This window comes from Exiguobacterium sp. RIT341 (assembly GCF_000632205.1).
Classification (GTDB): Bacteria; Bacillota; Bacilli; order Exiguobacteriales; family Exiguobacteriaceae; genus Exiguobacterium_A.
This window is the reverse complement of sequence record NZ_JFYW01000001.1, coordinates 1,174,473-1,190,250: the sequence shown is the minus strand read 5'-3', so window position 1 is coordinate 1,190,250 and position 15,778 is coordinate 1,174,473. Positions and strand designations below refer to the sequence as shown.

General features: G+C 47.2%; 19 protein-coding genes and 1 riboswitch. Of the genes, 15 read left to right on the top strand and 4 right to left on the bottom strand.

Going from position 1 to position 15,778, the window contains the following annotated elements; all coding sequences use genetic code 11:
• The first annotated feature begins 125 nt into the window (after positions 1-125).
• Together brnQ and BW42_RS06275 are read left to right on the top strand one after the other, a co-directional pair.
• On the top strand, positions 126-1,466 hold the full coding sequence (brnQ, locus tag BW42_RS06280) for a branched-chain amino acid transport system II carrier protein (protein ID WP_035408585.1): 1,341 nt from the start codon (positions 126-128) through the stop codon (positions 1,464-1,466).
• 154 nt (positions 1,467-1,620) lie between these two features.
• Complete coding sequence (locus tag BW42_RS06275) at positions 1,621-2,730, top strand: glycerol dehydrogenase (protein ID WP_035408583.1); 1,110 nt, start codon at positions 1,621-1,623, stop codon at positions 2,728-2,730.
• A 42-nt stretch (positions 2,731-2,772) separates the two neighbouring features.
• Here BW42_RS06275 and BW42_RS06270 read toward each other — a convergent pair whose 3' ends face one another.
• On the bottom strand, positions 2,773-3,717 hold the full coding sequence (locus BW42_RS06270) for a peptidoglycan DD-metalloendopeptidase family protein (RefSeq protein WP_035408580.1): 945 nt from the start codon (positions 3,715-3,717) through the stop codon (positions 2,773-2,775).
• Positions 3,718-3,973: 256 nt separating this feature from the next.
• Entirely contained in the window at positions 3,974-4,714 is a 741-nt protein-coding gene (locus BW42_RS06265) for a peptidoglycan DD-metalloendopeptidase family protein (protein WP_035408577.1), read from the bottom strand.
• A gap of 316 nt (positions 4,715-5,030) precedes the next feature.
• Here BW42_RS06265 and BW42_RS06260 point away from each other — a divergent pair, with 316 nt between their 5' ends.
• The 8 genes from BW42_RS06260 to BW42_RS06225 all read left to right on the top strand — a co-directional run bounded on the left by BW42_RS06260 (position 5,031) and on the right by BW42_RS06225 (position 10,143).
• Positions 5,031-5,510, top strand: coding sequence for an NUDIX hydrolase (locus BW42_RS06260; protein WP_052019056.1), 480 nt, complete (start codon positions 5,031-5,033; stop codon positions 5,508-5,510).
• An 87-nt stretch (positions 5,511-5,597) separates the two neighbouring features.
• The gene (locus BW42_RS06255; protein WP_035408573.1) at positions 5,598-6,473 is read left to right on the top strand and encodes an SDR family oxidoreductase; all 876 of its coding nucleotides are present in this window, start codon (positions 5,598-5,600) and stop codon (positions 6,471-6,473) included.
• Between the two features lie 10 nt (positions 6,474-6,483).
• A complete protein-coding gene (locus tag BW42_RS06250; RefSeq protein ID WP_231496870.1) occupies positions 6,484-6,675 on the top strand; it encodes a hypothetical protein in 192 nt (63 codons plus the stop codon).
• A gap of 155 nt (positions 6,676-6,830) precedes the next feature.
• A complete protein-coding gene (locus BW42_RS06245) occupies positions 6,831-7,211 on the top strand; it encodes a GntR family transcriptional regulator (RefSeq protein ID WP_023467846.1) in 381 nt (126 codons plus the stop codon).
• Positions 7,204-7,881, top strand: a complete 678-nt coding sequence (locus BW42_RS06240; protein WP_035408568.1) for an ABC transporter ATP-binding protein — start codon at positions 7,204-7,206, stop codon at positions 7,879-7,881. Before BW42_RS06245 ends, BW42_RS06240 begins: the two co-directional genes overlap by 8 nt.
• Positions 7,878-8,693, top strand: coding sequence for a hypothetical protein (locus tag BW42_RS06235; protein WP_035408565.1), 816 nt, complete (start codon positions 7,878-7,880; stop codon positions 8,691-8,693). The genes BW42_RS06240 and BW42_RS06235 overlap by 4 nt, the downstream gene beginning before the upstream one ends.
• 238 nt (positions 8,694-8,931) lie before the next feature.
• The gene (locus tag BW42_RS06230) at positions 8,932-9,771 is read left to right on the top strand and encodes a hypothetical protein (RefSeq protein WP_155960162.1); all 840 of its coding nucleotides are present in this window, start codon (positions 8,932-8,934) and stop codon (positions 9,769-9,771) included.
• A 78-nt stretch (positions 9,772-9,849) separates the two neighbouring features.
• On the top strand, positions 9,850-10,143 hold the full coding sequence (locus tag BW42_RS06225; protein WP_035408560.1) for a hypothetical protein: 294 nt from the start codon (positions 9,850-9,852) through the stop codon (positions 10,141-10,143).
• Positions 10,144-10,171: 28 nt separating this feature from the next.
• On the opposite strand, the gene BW42_RS06220 is transcribed toward BW42_RS06225, so the two are convergent.
• Together BW42_RS06220 and BW42_RS06215 are read right to left on the bottom strand one after the other, a co-directional pair.
• Positions 10,172-10,660, bottom strand: a complete 489-nt coding sequence (locus BW42_RS06220) for a DoxX family protein (protein ID WP_052019055.1) — start codon at positions 10,658-10,660, stop codon at positions 10,172-10,174.
• A 126-nt stretch (positions 10,661-10,786) separates the two neighbouring features.
• The gene (locus BW42_RS06215; RefSeq protein ID WP_035408556.1) at positions 10,787-11,971 is read right to left on the bottom strand and encodes an MFS transporter; all 1,185 of its coding nucleotides are present in this window, start codon (positions 11,969-11,971) and stop codon (positions 10,787-10,789) included.
• 190 nt (positions 11,972-12,161) lie between these two features.
• Between BW42_RS06215 and BW42_RS06210 the strand changes: the two genes are divergently transcribed.
• From BW42_RS06210 to thiS, 5 genes are all read left to right on the top strand, one after another.
• Positions 12,162-12,587 carry an OsmC family protein gene (locus BW42_RS06210; protein ID WP_023467853.1) on the top strand — a complete coding sequence of 142 codons (426 nt, stop codon included), beginning with the start codon at positions 12,162-12,164 and terminating at the stop codon, positions 12,585-12,587.
• Positions 12,584-13,804, top strand: coding sequence for a beta-N-acetylhexosaminidase (gene nagZ / locus BW42_RS06205; protein ID WP_035408554.1), 1,221 nt, complete (start codon positions 12,584-12,586; stop codon positions 13,802-13,804). The genes BW42_RS06210 and nagZ overlap by 4 nt, the downstream gene beginning before the upstream one ends.
• Positions 13,805-13,860: 56 nt before the next feature.
• Positions 13,861-13,963, top strand: a riboswitch (TPP riboswitch).
• Positions 13,964-14,049: 86 nt separating this feature from the next.
• Positions 14,050-14,640: a thiamine phosphate synthase gene (locus BW42_RS06200; RefSeq protein WP_231496869.1), complete on the top strand. Its 591-nt coding sequence runs from the start codon at positions 14,050-14,052 to the stop codon at positions 14,638-14,640.
• Positions 14,637-15,581: an FAD-dependent oxidoreductase gene (locus tag BW42_RS06195; protein ID WP_035409687.1), complete on the top strand. Its 945-nt coding sequence runs from the start codon at positions 14,637-14,639 to the stop codon at positions 15,579-15,581. Before BW42_RS06200 ends, BW42_RS06195 begins: the two co-directional genes overlap by 4 nt.
• Positions 15,578-15,778, top strand: coding sequence for a sulfur carrier protein ThiS (gene thiS, locus BW42_RS06190; RefSeq protein ID WP_035408549.1), 201 nt, complete (start codon positions 15,578-15,580; stop codon positions 15,776-15,778). Before BW42_RS06195 ends, thiS begins: the two co-directional genes overlap by 4 nt.

Sequence of the window (15,778 nt, the reverse complement as noted above, 5' to 3'; positions counted from 1 at the left end):
ATTTTCAGAATATTCTCCAGATAAACTCCTAGCACGAGCTCCTAAACGTATGTTATCCTTTCGAACGAAGTACTTCATCTGCTTAGGGAGCGGATGAAGTCGGAAATTATCAGTGGGGGTTTATTATGTCTAAAACTGTTCCAACATCATTTATCATCGTCATCGGCATGATGCTCTTCGCCTTGTTCTTTGGGGCAGGAAATCTCATCTTTCCGCCGATGCTCGGACAGCTCGCAGGGGAGCATGTCTGGGTTGCCAATGCCGGATTCCTTGTCACTGGTGTCGGTCTACCATTGCTTGCGATTCTCGCATTCGCGTTTTCAGGGGAACGCGATCTACAAGCGATGGCGTCACGTGTTCATCCTGCTTTCGGAATCGGGTTCTCGGTCATCTTGTATCTTGCGATTGGACCATTCTTCGCAATTCCACGTGCCGGAACGGTCTCGTATGAGATCGGAATCAAGCCGTTCTTCAGTGAATCGACGAGCCATTTGCCGTTACTGATCTTCACGATTTTGTTTTACACGATTGCTTGTCTATTGTCCTTAAACCCAACAAAGATCGTCGATGTCGTCGGGAAAGTACTGACACCGATTAAAATCACGTTCATCGGTCTCTTGATCATCGTTGCCGTTCTGCATCCAATCGGAAGTTTTCAGAATCCTTTGAAGACATATCGAACAAATGCTTTCTTTAATGGTTTCCAAGAGGGATATATGACACTTGATGCGCTCGGTGCCTTTGTCTTCGGTATCATCATCATCGCAGCGATCAAGGAAAAAGGTGTCACTTCGAAGCGGCAGTTGCTACTGATTTGTACGAAAGCCTCGTTGATTGCCGCAGCCTTGCTTGCAATCACATACACGGCGCTTGCCTTCATGGGCGCGTCAAGTGTCTCTGAGATCGGACAGCTCGCGAACGGCGCAGAGATTTTGTCTGCTGTGTCGGATCATTACTTCGGTGAGTATGGGGCGATTTTGCTTGGTCTGATGATCACAGTCGCTTGTATGACGACGAGTGTTGGTTTGATCACGGCATGTGCCGCGTTTTTCACGGCACTCGTCCCAAAAATCTCATACGTCAAATGGACGATTGGTCTATCGGTCTTCAGCGCACTCGTTGCGAACATCGGTCTGAATCAATTACTCGCTGTCTCTAAACCAGTCTTGATGACGCTTTATCCACTCGCGATCTGTCTGATCTTCTTAACGTTCTTGCATCCACTCTTTAAAGGGAAGCCAGCCGTGTATCAAGGGGCGCTATGGATGACGTTCCTCGTCAGCTTGTTTGATGGATTGAAGACAGCAAAGATCAACGTCTCAGCCGTCACAAAAGTGTTTGATGCGGTATTACCGTTTGCTTCTGTCAGTCTCGGTTGGGTCGTTCCTGCTATCATCGGTGGGGTGATCGGAGCGATCGTCGGTAAGAAAAAAGCGGAGACACGATCGTCGTCACGTGTGGCTTAAGTTGTCATGTATAAAGGGAAGCGGATTTTTGATCGTATGATCAAAGTCCGCTTTTTTTGTTCACTCGATTGTGGGTTTAAGCATAAGCGGAAACGGCAATTCCTCTACTGTATATCATTGACCATCGTGTCCCTTACAGAAAGGATGTTGAAACATGTCAGAACGTGTCTTCATTAGTCCCTCGAAGTATGTCCAAGGAAAGGATGTCATTGACCGGCTCGGTACATATGTGAGCCCGTTCGGTGAAAAAGCGCTCGTCATCGCGGACGATGTCGTCTGGAAAATCGTAAAAGAACGTGTCGAGCATTCGCTGTCCGGCGAAAACGTCAGTATCGAGAAGGCAGACTTTAGTGGTGAAGCCTCACGGCATGAAGTAAAACGAATCGCTGAGCAAGCAAAAGCAGCGGATGTTCGTTTCGTCATGGGAGTTGGTGGTGGAAAGACGCTCGACACAGCAAAAGCCGTCTCGGATGAGCTGAACGTGTCCGTCGTCATCGTACCGACCCTTGCTTCGACCGATGCACCGACGAGTGCTCTGTCCGTCATCTATTCCGACGAAGGGATTTTCGAAAGCTATCGTTTCTATAAGAAGAATCCCGATCTTGTTCTCGTTGATACGAAACTGATTGCCCAAGCGCCAGCACGTTTCTTCGCGTCCGGAATTGCCGATGCTCTCGCGACGTGGGTCGAAGTTCGAAGTGTCGTCGCCTTTGGTGGACAGACGATGGCGGGAGGACGACCGACAATTGCGGCACAAGCGATTGCCAAACGTTGTGAGGAAGTCTTGTTCGAGCACGGGCGTCTGGCGTATGAATCCGTTCAGGCACAAGTCGTCACACCAGCACTCGAAGCCGTCGTCGAAGCGAATACCCTCTTAAGTGGGCTCGGCTTTGAAAGTGGGGGACTAGCAGCGGCGCATGCGATTCATAATGGCTTTACGGCACTTGACGGTGAGATTCACCACCTGACGCATGGAGAAAAGGTCGCCTTTGGTACACTTGTCCAGTTGGCGCTCGAAGAACATCCACAAGAAGAAATCGAGCGCTATATCGCGCTTTACACGGATCTTGGTTTACCGGTGACACTCGAGGACGTCAAGCTAAAAGATGCGTCACGTGAAGATATCGTCAAAGTCGGAGAGGCAGCAACTGCTGAAGGTGAGACGATCCACAGCGGATTCAACGTCACGGCGGACGAAGTCGCTGATGCGATCATCGCTGCCGATCGCTATTCAAAAGCGTATCAAGCAAAACGAAAACACTAAGAAAAAATAACCCTTGCCGAGACGGCGAGGGTTATTGTCATTTTACAGATAATCGAGTGGATTGACACTGCTACCAGCAGAAGTTGCGCTGTAGACGTACGATCCTTTATGGAGTTCAAAATGTAAATGTGTTCCGAAAGCGTTACCTGTCTCGCCAACTGTTCCGATCTTTTGACCTTGCGTGACGGTTTGACCGACCGAGACCGAGCGGCTATTCATATGTGCATACAGACTGATGAACGGCGATCCGTTGATCGTATGTGAAACCATGACATAGTTGCCGTACGCGCCTTTGAGCTGAGACGTAATGACTTTACCGCTTGCTGTCGCATAGACTGGTGTACCTTTTGCTGCACCATAATCGATCCCGTTATGGAATGTGTAACCATAAGCACCACTAGAAGGTCCATAACCTTGCGTGATCGGACCGCTCGTTGGCGTCGCGAAGTTCTTTGATGTCGACGTTGACGCTTTTGATGCGCCACTGCTATTCGTCAGTGTCAAAACAGCGTATTTCGAGACATAGTCCGCATGGACGAATCGTTTATCTCCACCGTATAAGAACTTGATCCAATCGCCTGTACGACCGAGGTAGCGGAACGTTTCGCCCTTATCGACACTTCCGACGACTGTACTGCTCGTCGAACTGCTGCTACGAACACGAAGGTTGTCGACATTGACTTTAATCTTATAGATACGTGTTACAGAATATTTTTTAACATATGTAGAAGAAACATAGACTTTTTTTGAACCGTACAGAATTTTCGTCCAGTTGCCTGTCCGTCCGAGATACTTATATGTATCACCTTTTTCAAAGCTCGTGATCGTACCGTATGATGTCGAAGGACCCGTTCGAGCACGCAAACCGTCCTCCATGACTTTCACCTTATAGAACGTCGTTGCTGCATCCGCACGTGGGATGGCAAACGAAGCAAAACTTGCCACAGCGATGGCTGTCGCTGAAACACCTTTCCAAAAACCATGCATGATTCATTCCTCCTGAATATGTAATCTGTGTGACTAAACCGTTATGTAAATTTCATAGATGAGTATAACATTTACGAAAATGTTTAAATGTTACATTCACATTTCGATATTATTTCAATAAATTATATTAAACAGACTTAATTTTATTCATTATCCAATTATCCATAAAATTCTTTGACAAGATTGGATGTAATTGGATATGATGAAATGCCCATTAAAAATAAGAAAGGTACCCCGGTTGAGGTACCTTAAATGCTTATAAAAAGGCGAGTGGATTGACGCTGTTTGCTGCAGAAGTACCGCTATAGACATAGTTACCGCGATGGATTTCGAAGTGAAGATGAGCACCTGTCGAGTTACCTGTACTGCCGACTGCACCGATCGTTGCGCCTTTCGGGATCGTTTGACCGACGAAGACAGAGCGTTTGCTTAAGTGAGCGTATACCGTTGTGTACGAAATACCGTGCACTTTATGTTTGACCATGACATGGTTTCCATATGCTCCTTGGTAAGACGATGTGACAACTTTACCTGCCGCTGCTGCATGAACGGGCGTTCCGATTGGTGCACCAAAGTCGACGCCGTTATGGAACGTGTAGCCGAAGATGCCGCTAGTTTTTCCATAACCTTGTGTTACTGGACCGCTTGTCGGACGCGAGAAGCCATTTGATGAAGTCGAGAATGAAGCTTTCTTCGCTGTATGACCAGAAACGCGATATTTTTTCACATAACCTGAGTAGACGTAACGCTTATGTCCTTTATGAAGAATTTTTGTCCAGTTTCCGCGATGACCCAAGTATTTGAAAGTCTGTCCCGAATTGACGCCGTCGACGATCCGGTATTTAAGAGATGGGCCAGTACGAACGCGAAGTCCGTCTGCTTTGATTTTTACTTTGTACGTAGATTTCGTAGCTGCGTCAACCTTACCTGTACCCGTAGCTGCAAAACCTGAAACAACGAGCGCGCTCATTGCAAGTGTCGTGATTGTTCTTTTCATGAATGTTCCTCCTTGATGTAAATCGAGATCTTGTCGGAAATGACATGTATATAGAATGTGTGTGGTGTAAAGTGTGGTGAATTGAAGTAGATGATGCTGTCGTCATTTGACTAACGAGAGTATAGCATTGAAAAGTCAGACGTTTGTATTTCAATTCGATTGCTTAGATATATTCTAATAACAAATGTTGTAATATTGAATACATATTCAATCTCAGAATCCCTTAAAATCAAGAAGAATCCGTGTTACAACGAGATGAATTTGATGACAAAACGCAATCGTGGGAAATGATGAGAAAGTATGGGAGTCTAATAAAATGAGAGTAGGTAATGAGATGGATTTGACGTTTGCAGTAAATCAAAAAAAGCTTAACATTCGCGCAGTGGCGCTGTTGATTCAAGATGGACATCTCTTGATCCATCGGCAAGGAGAAGATGATTTTTGGTCATTACCGGGAGGACGGGTACAATTTGGTGAAAGTGGTGCCAAAGCGATTGAACGTGAATTATTAGAAGAATTAGGACAGTCAATCGAGCCACCGGTCTTCCGTTTCCTGCATGAAAATTTCTTTAATTACGCAGACCATCAGTTTCATGAACTGGGGATGTTTTATGAAGTGACATGTCGAGAACCACTACCACTTTCAACGGAAGACTTCTATGGTCCCGAAGGTGAAGAATTGACGTACCGGTTCGTTCCGTTCGATAAACTGGATCAATATACATTGTATCCAAGCGAATTATCAAAAATGCTTCAAACCAATATATTTCCAACGCTATTGACGAATGACATCTGACTTTTTCGGAAAAACGTTTATAGATGTATCGCAAGGGAATGGTTAATCATGTAGTTCATTCCATAATGATAAGGGAGCTGATCATTCATGAGAGAAGAGCAGTTCGAAGCGATGCATCAAGAAGCACGAGGGCAGACGCAGGAACAACAACCCGGTGTCGAGTACGCCATGAAACCGGAACCGATCTACGATGATCCGGATTATGTCGGTTCAGGAAAACTGACGGGTAAGGTTGCACTGATCACAGGTGGAGACAGTGGAATCGGTCGAGCCGTTGCTGTCGCTTATGCGAAAGAAGGGGCAAACGTCGCAATCGTATACTTAAATGAGGGAAAAGACGCAGAAAAGACGAAATCGTTGATTGAAGGCTACGGGGTCAAAGCCTTAAAAATCGCTAAAGATGTCAGTCAACCGGAAAATGCGCAAGCGATCATCGATACCGTCATTGCAGAATTTGGTCAATTGAACATTCTCGTTAACAATGCCGGAAAACAATTCCCGCAAGATGATTTCCTTGCGATCACACCAGATCAATTGAAGGAAACATTCGAGACGAATGTTTTTTCGATGTTCTATTTGATTCAGGCTGCGCTTCCACATTTGCATAAAGAAGATGCAATCATCAATACATCATCGGTGACAGCGTATCGCGGAGCACCGTCGCTGATCGACTACTCGGCGACGAAAGGCGCTATTACGACATTGACACGCTCGCTTGCTTCAAGTTTGATTGAGAAAGGAATCCGCGTTAATGCTGTCGCACCGGGACCGATTTGGACGCCTCTCATTCCAGCGACGTTCTCGAAGGAGAAAGTCGAGTCGCATGGGGAAGACACGTTAATGAAGCGTCGGGGACAACCGTCAGAAAATGCACCGGCTTATGTCTATTTGGCTTCTCGTGATTCGAGTTACATCACGGGTCAGACGATTCATATCAACGGCGGCGATTACATCACGTCTTAAGGGGGAAAACATGATGAAGAAAAATCCGAATGAAGTGCCTGAACGTGAACCGGATCATCAACCGGACGAAGTTCCGCAAGCACCACCGAGCGAGGTGCCAGACACACCACAGGAAGATCCTGTCCGTCAACCGGAACCGGATACGTTCCCAGAACCAACCGAGATTCCCGATACACCTCAGGAAGATCCAAATCCCTATTAATGAGTTGACCGTAGTCACCGTCCAAGAATCGGATGGTGACTTTTTCATGATTAAGAAGACAAACCAGCTTGACAGACAAACTGTATGGTGAGTATGATACAGAAGAGAAGTGTATTAATGTTTTAATACATTACACAGAAAAGGGAGGTCTACCGATGCAGTTCGACCAAAGAAGCCCGGTGTACCTGCAGGTCGTCCGTTGGTTCAAACAACGAATCGCGACCGAGGAATTGCAAAGCGGGCAAGAAATCCCGTCCCGCCGCGAAATCGCCGCACAGCTCGGAATCAATCCGAATACCGCACAAAAAGCATATAAAGAGATGGAGGAGCAGCAATTGATTACGACAGAACGGAATGTCCCGAGTAAGATTACACGCGATCCACAAGTCGTCCAAAAAGTACGTGCTGAGATGCTTGAAGAAGCAGTCTCTGAATTCATCGATGCCGTCAAGGCGATTCAAATTCCACTTGATGAGGTCGTCTCGAAAGTTGAGACCGTCTATCAGGAAACAGAACGGAGGAAGATCGATGCTTGAAGTTCACGGCTTGCAAAAGAAGTACGGAAAAAAACCAGTCCTTCAAGGCGTCTCGTTCTCGGTTCCGATGGATCAATTGACATGTCTGATCGGTTTGAACGGTGAGGGGAAATCGACGATCCTGAAGGCAATCGCAGGACTTGTTCCAGTCAACGCAGGAACGGTTCTCGTCGATGGCGAGATCAACCGAAATAAGATCGCCTTCGTTCCAGATATTCAGACGATGCCCGGCTACATGACGGTCGGTGACGCGCTGACATATATGGCGGATTATTATTCTGATTGGAACCAGGAGACTGCGAATGAATTGATGCGAATTTTCCAGCTACTTTCAACAGATAAGATTACCGACTTATCAAAAGGAAACCAGGCGAAGGTCAGCTTAATTCTTGGATTTGCTCTCGATCGTCCGTACTTATTACTCGACGAACCATTCGCAGGAATTGATTTGTTTACGAAAGAACAGATTGCAGGATTATTCTCAAGCCACTTCATGGAAGGGCGCGGTATCCTGATGACGACACACGAAATTCAGGAAATCGAGCATTTGATCGACCGGGTCGTCTTCTTACAGGACGGTCGAATCATCGATGAACATGAGACAGAAGAGATGCGAGAACTGTACGGGAAGTCGGTTCAGGACCGGATGCGGGAGGTCTATCAGCGATGAAACAATACATACAATTGACGAATGAAGAGATTAAGCGGAGTTTTAAGTTATATGTAATTGCCGTGCTTGTGATGGCAGTGATTGAGTTAGCATCAATCGTTGCGCAAGTCATGTACCACGAGCGGAAAGTCGAGAATTTCATGGAACTTAATCGAGTATCTGTCGCAGAAGCACTTAAACAAATCGATACACTCGGATACTCTGAGGCATCCTCTTTCTTTAGTTATATGACTCTGATCGGAATGGCGATTGTTGTCATCTATGCGATTCAAATTTGGTATCGGGATTGGTTAGGAGAAACAAAGTATATTTATCGTTTACTAATGCTTCCAGGAAATCGGGCAAGCATTTTCTTCTCGAAATTGACGACAGTCTTTTTAATCATAGTAAGTTTTATTGGCATTCAGTGGTGCGTATTGCAATCAGGTTTTTATCTATTTGATTGGTTGATTCAACCGGAATACCAAAATCGAAGTGACTTAAGTCCAGTCCGAAACGTGATGAACGATTTTTATACGATGAATCTGATCGACTTAGGAATCATTCTTGCCATTTCACTATTCATCGTCAGTTTTATTTTCTTGTTGGTTTTAATCGAACGTTCATTTCGTAAAGGAAAAGCCATTGTCAGAATTGGACTTGAAATTTTTGTTCCTGTTGCTTTAACCATTGGTATATTAGCATTTTTAGATGAAACACGTTACTTACTAGAGAAAGAGACGATGTTTCTTCTGATCGGATTAAGTCTGTGTTACTTCGTGTACATGATCTGGAAAAGTCTTCGGTTACTGCAACGAAAAATTACGGTGTAAGGAGTATACTATGCGAACCTATAAATACGTGTTATGTCTTGGAGTCATTTGTATTTTGACACTTGGAGTGTATGTCGTGTACTCTTCTTCAACAGAGGAACCTACATTCACGGTTCAAACGATACAGGGAAATCCAGAGGATCAATCTGTGAAACAGCTTCAATTTAAATTCAATGATCCTGAAAATTATAAAACAGACTACGAAGTAATGTTAAAAGGAGGAGTTGAAAAAAAGCGAATGAATTATTTATCTGAGTTCGCAAGAGATTACTCCGATGTGACGGATGCCCCACGTAGTTTTAGGCATTTCATGAGCCAAATCGAATTATCACGTTATGAGCAAGACAAAGAAGTATTTGGATTACACGTCAATAAAAACGGATCATGGGAGCTACAGTCATGGAAACGTGGAACGGAAAAGGTGCAGACCTATTCTTTACCGAAACCGGCAAAGACTAAAGGCATCTACTATAGTCCGTTTCAACGAACGAAACAAAAGTTATATGTTCAACGTATTGGCGATGTTGTACAAAAAACAGGTACAAATCATATCTATGCTATTGATTTAAAGAAAAAAACAGTCCGATTAATGGATTTACCGCTTCAACTAACAGAAGAGGATGAGGTACTCGCCATTTATCAGAACCGTGTCTTATACCGAAAGATGACTAATGATGCTAAGACTAGAGTTTATCTCAAAGACAACACAACATCGACACGATTAAAGTTCCTTGAAGTTGAAGATGCGTGGGAAACACGTGTGATAAACGAAGGGGCGGTCGTAGGGATGACAGAGAACATGACTGAAACGAAAGTGAAATGGTCGACATATGACTTACGAACGAAGCAATTCACGCAGCATCGTTATGATTTACCTAAACGAGATGCCAATGAAGTTCAACGGCATACGTCGACAATCATTGAGAACAACCTAGTTTATTCCTTTATCGAAACAAAGAAAAATGGCGTATCGGTAATCGTGCTAGATCCTCAGACAGAAGAGGTACGATATGAAGGAACGATTAAATACAATACACCTAAGAGTGACCTTCAGCTCAACGAGATGACCATCAACTGAATCATGAAAAAATAGTAAAATTTTTGAAACTTTTAGTTTTCTTCCAACGTATAAAGACTATACAAGGGGGGAACTCACATGCAATTCTTGATTTTTGTCATCTTCGCAGGTGCTATGTACTGGTTCTATTACAATTTCTTACTCGGATACCGTAAGAAAAACATCACGCTGACGTTTGACGATCGGTTTTATTCACTCGACGAACATGTCGCAGCAATCGAACAAAAGCTTGCAATGGATGGACGTTCAGCGCGTTATCTCGGTGACCGTCGCTTTGAAGTCGATGGCAAACCTTATCTGTTCCTCGAGCGGACAGTCCCAGTCGGCGGGGTTCCGACACAGCAGACGATTCTCGAGCAACAAAAAAAATAACTCTCCCGCGTTTGGGAGAGTTTTTTCGTTAGACCGGAATCCGGTCGAGGGGATGTGGTTGTTGCGACGAACGATACCAGCGCATGATCCAGTGATCAATACCGATTTGATACGCAAAGCGTCCTGCAGCAAGTAAGACGATTGAGGCTGCTAAGAACAACGGGTTTAACGCAATCGTTCCAGCAAGTAAGTAATTGAGATTCATGATGCTCCCGACGACCAGTGCAGGAACAGTCAACAGACTGAGAATCAACAAGATCCCGACGACGAGTTCCGCGAACGGAATCAAGACGTTGATCAGCCCGACGTTTGGTAAGGCGAGTTGCTCGATCCACGTCGCGTACCACGAACTGACGAGTGCGTCTTCGCCTATCGCTTTCGTTAGCGCCCCTTCAAGAAACGGTTTTGCATCAAAGCCATTGATGCACTTGCCGATTCCGGCGATGAACCACTGAATTCCGAGCCAGAGCCGGATGATTGTCAATAAACTGATTCCGATGATGTGTAATGATTTCACTTTCAGACACTCCTCTACTACAACATAGTCCCCATCATACTGAAAAATCATCAGTAAGATAGGGACTATCATCATAACGTCATCGAACCGTCATCGACCTGTTACAAAAAAGGATAAGGTAGCCATTCATGACCGCTGATCGAGACGATGACTGATTGCAGTTAATAAAGCAGCGACAAGCGCAACAAGCCCACCGACCAGTGCCGTGTTCATCATCGGACCGTTCGCATAAACGATGCCACCGAGTGCCGAACCGAAGGCAATCCCGACATTACTCGCAACCGGCATCAAGGAAGCGGCGAGTCCTTTTGCTTCCGGATTGAACTTTTCGGCGAGGTCAATCAAGTAGATTTGTGTCGAAGTCGTCAATAAAATCGACATCAATGACATCAAGGCGATGTTAAACAGACCAAGTGAAAGGGATACTGTCGTGAAGTATAATGCAGCAAGGACGATTGCTTGCACGACGAAGACGAACCGTAAGCGACCCATCGGATTTTTACTTGCAATCTTGCCGGCAAGGATGTTACTGAAGATCGAGACGACACCGTAAGCGAGCAGGATCGGACTAATCCATGTCTTCGCGATGCCGAGTTCCGTTTGCAGGATCGGCACGAGGTACGTGTAGACGACGTAAGTTGCTCCGAAGCCGAACGACGGAATGAAGAAGGCAATCAGGATCCGTGGATTAGCGAGCAATCCAAGCTGCTCCTTGATTGAACCGGAGCCCGTCGATTGCTGGACGGGAACGATCTTCCACACAGCGAGGAACGCAATCATTCCCATGACGGTCGTCAGCCAAAACGTGGCTGCGAAGCCAGCGTGTTGACCGATGAACGTACCGATCGGAACACCAAGGACGTTCGCGAGTGTAAAACCACCGAAAATGAACGAAACGGCGACACCGCGCTTCGCAACAGGTACGGCATCGCTTGCGACGACCATTGCGAGCGAGATCAAGACACCGGTCAGGATGGCTGTCAGGATGCGGGTGGCGAGCAATACTTCGTAACTTGGAGCAAAACTACTGGCAAGGTTCAGTAAGACCCAAACGAGTAACAGACGTAGAATCAGGCGACGCCGTTCCAAGTGACCGGTCAGCGACATGACAATCGGTGTACCAATCGCAAAGGAGATGGCAAATGCCGAGACGAGCGTACCGGCTGTTGCGATCGTGATATCAAGGGCTGAGGAGATTTCAGCGAGGATCCCGACGATGACGAATTCGCTTGTTCCGAGAACGAACGTCAGGAGCGACAACGTGGCGATCAACAGCCAATCGCGTCGACTTAAACGAGTAGTAGGTGACATGGATGATTCCTCAATTCTGGCGCTTGCGCGCGAAACTATGAGTAACAGGATAGCATGAAACGATTTCGTCGGGTATCGCAAAGCGAGAATTCGGGAAAAGAACCATTATTCGAAATAGCGTGTGAATTTCCAGGCTTGCTGTTTTTTGCGTATACTACAGAAGAGGACTACTGACAAAGGAGTGGAAACGATGCAAGCGACAGTGACATGGAACAAACAGATGGGGTTTAGTGGACAGACGGAATCAGGGCATCATCTTGCGATGGATGCAGCACCGGAGAACGGTGGCGAAAATCAAGCACCACGACCGACTGAACTGCTGCTACATGCCGTTGCCGGCTGTACTGGAATCGACATCGTCTCGATTTTAGAGAAGATGCGCTTGACGATCACTCATTTCGAAATGGATATCGAAGGGGAACGGGCAGAGGATCATCCGCGGCGTTTTACGTCGATCTCGATTCATTACCGGCTTGAAGGTGATCTCCCGGAAGATAAAGTCCGTCGCGCCATCTCGTTATCAAAAGATAAATATTGTTCGGTCTCGCAATCCTTGAACGCTGAAATTTCCGTCTATTATTCCATCAATGGTGTCCGGAGCGAGGATCCTTTGTGAAGAAAGTATTACTGATCGGTTGCCTGTTGCTTGCAGGGTGTGCGCAGGAGACGACGGAACCAACGAAACCATCACAACCAGCAACGAAGCAACCGACGGAGGCGAAGAAACCAAAGCCTGAGCCGACAAAGGAAGCACAACAACAAGCACGATTAAAGCAACAACTTGAAGCGATGTCGACGTCAGAAAAAATCGATCAACTGCTCTATATCGGAGTTGCCGGCACGGAACTTTCAGCAGCTGACCGGAAATTGTTGCAGACGCATGCGATCGGTGGGGTCTTACTGCTTGGTGGGAATATTACGTCAGAAGATCAACTCTTGACGTTCACGCGTGCCATTCAAGAAACGAACCAAAAACCGTATGCCTTCGTCGGGGTTGATGAAGAGGGCGGACGGGTCAGCCGGGTACCGGATCAACGGTTACGTCTCCCGACGAGTCAACGGATGGCGCAAGGTGCAGATGCTGCAAAAATGGAAGACGTCGGACGTACGCTCGGTCACCTGTCACGGTTTTATGGGTTCAACATGGACTTCGCACCGGTCCTTGACGTCAATAGCAATCCGAACAATCCAATCATCGGCGACCGTGCGTTAAGTGCTGATCCGAAGACCGTCGCGACTCTCGGTACGGCTCTGATGCACGGGATGCAAGAGACGGGAACGATTCCGGTCGTCAAACATTTTCCCGGTCACGGCAATACGAGTGTCGATTCCCATGTCGGGTTGCCGAAAGTGACAGCATCAAAGGAAGAACTGAAGCGGACGGAACTGTTACCGTTCCAAGAAGCGATTCAAGAGGGCGCCGAGATGGTGATGGTCGCCCATATTCTCTATCCCGCGTATGACGACCAAAATCCATCTTCGCTCTCGAAGCCGATCTTGACTGACCTCTTGCGTCAACAACTCGAATTCAAGGGCGTCATTATCACGGATGACCTTGTCATGGGGGCGATCACGAAACGATATGGTCTCGCGGAAGCGGCACGCCAGGCACTTGTCAATGGAGCTGATATGGCGATGTTTTCGGAAGCAGGTGCCTATCCGAAGGTTCACACCGAAGTGATGCAAGCGGTTAAAGAAAAAACGTTGTCGTCAGAGATGCTCGATGCTAAAGTGATGCGGATCTTAAAGCTGAAGCAGACCTATGCCGACAGCCAGAAGCAACAGCGACCGACGAAATCGGAGCTTATTCAGCAAGTGGAAGCGCTCAACTAGGACTAGCGAAGCAAAGCGACTCATGCTAGACTAATGGGGCAAGCCAATTAAACACGAAAAGACACTAGGGGAGTCTCGCAGCAGACTGAGACGGAAGTATCCGGACCCTTTGAACCTGATCTAGTTCGTACTAGCGGAGGGAAGTGGCTCGAAACCTTAGATATCCTTAGCGCTTCAGCGCATTTTCGGACCACTCCCTTCAACATCGGGAGTGGTCCTTTTTTCGTATCGAAAGGAAGAATATGATGCGTTTACATCTGATTTCGACGGGATCCATCAATCCACGTGATGGAGTGGAAACCTTTCAATCGCTTCAACCATATACGGATCAGCTTCATCTTCGAGAACCGAATTTGTCGGCAGCAGAATTGCTAGATTTGATTGAAGCGCTCCTTACGCAAGGGTATTCGCCTAATCAATTAACCGTTCATGACCGGGTCGACGTCGCTCATGTCGCTGGTATCGGTGTGCAGTTGACTCGACGATCCTTATGTGTCCGCGATGTTCGGCGTCACTTTCCGGATCTCATCATCGGGAAATCCGTCCACTCTCTGGCAGAAGCACTTGCGGCAGAAGCAGAAGGAGCCGACCGACTGCTGTACGGTCATATTTATCCGACAGCGTCGAAACCAAACGTGCCACCGCGAGGGATCGACGCTCTCAAACAAGTCGTTACTTTCACGACGAAACCAGTCATCGCAATCGGCGGGATCACTCCTGATCGCATTCCTGAGATCGCAGCGACCGGTGCAAGCGGAATCGCCGTCTTATCCGGTATTCTCGGTCAAGCGGACCCGCATGCTGCCATTCAGCGTTATCAGGGGGTACGGGTATGACGGATCACATCATCATCGGTGGTGGAGTCATCGGTTTGACGCTTGCTTACAGTCTCGCTTGTCAGAACGAATCCGTTCTTGTCCTTGATCGCGGAACATGCGGACAAGGGACGAGTCGGGCGGCTGCCGGGATGCTTGCGACGGACATCGAGCTGAGAGAAGAATTGCATACGCTTGCCGCGCGAAGTCGCCGTCTGTATCCGTTACTTGCGCGACGCCTCACGCGCGAGACCGGGATCGATTGTGGCTACCGGGAACAACCATTTTTATTGAAACGAAATGGGCAAGAATACTTATTTCCATCGGTCGGTCAAATCGATCCGCGACGACTAACGACTGCATTGATGCATGTCTTACGAAATCGTGGGGTACCAATCGAAGAACAGGTGGACGTCACGCGAATCGAGGAGAGTAATGATTTCATTAGGGTTGAGTCGAACACGGGAACGTGGACGGGACGAACGGTGACGGTTGCAGCCGGACGCGGGTCCCAAGCCTTGCTCGATACAGCTGGCATTTCGATAGCGACATATGGGGTCAAAGGGGAGTGTCTCGCAGTCCGTCTCGCGGGTCAGCCGTTACGCTCGATCCTGTTTGATGACGCCGTCTACCTCGTACCGAAAGCGGACGGACGGATATTGATCGGTGCGACCGAACTACCGCAAGACGAGACGATCGGTGTTAGTGTCGCAGGAGTCACGTCACTGCTTCAAGCAGCAGAGCGTCTCTATCCACCGATCCGTGATGCAATCATCGAAGAAGTCTGGTCAGGCGTACGACCACAAACAGAGTTCGGCTTGCCATATATCGGAGTCGCCGATTCATCCCGTCGGATCTTTATAGCGACGGGGCATCATCGGCATGGCATATTACTCGCACCGGCGACAGCGGAAGTTTTGGCAAACACATTACGGTTGATCCTAAAGGAGGAAGTCCGATGAATATTACGATTAACGGCAACGACCACACCATTGAACAGATTGAGACGATTGAGGATATGCTCACGCAACTTGGCTTAGGGGAAAAACTCGTCATCGTCGAACAGAACCGACAGATCATCGACCGCGGAGCTTACAATCAAACGGTCGTTCGGAACAATGACACATTCGAAATCGTTCATTTCGTAGGAGGAGGATAA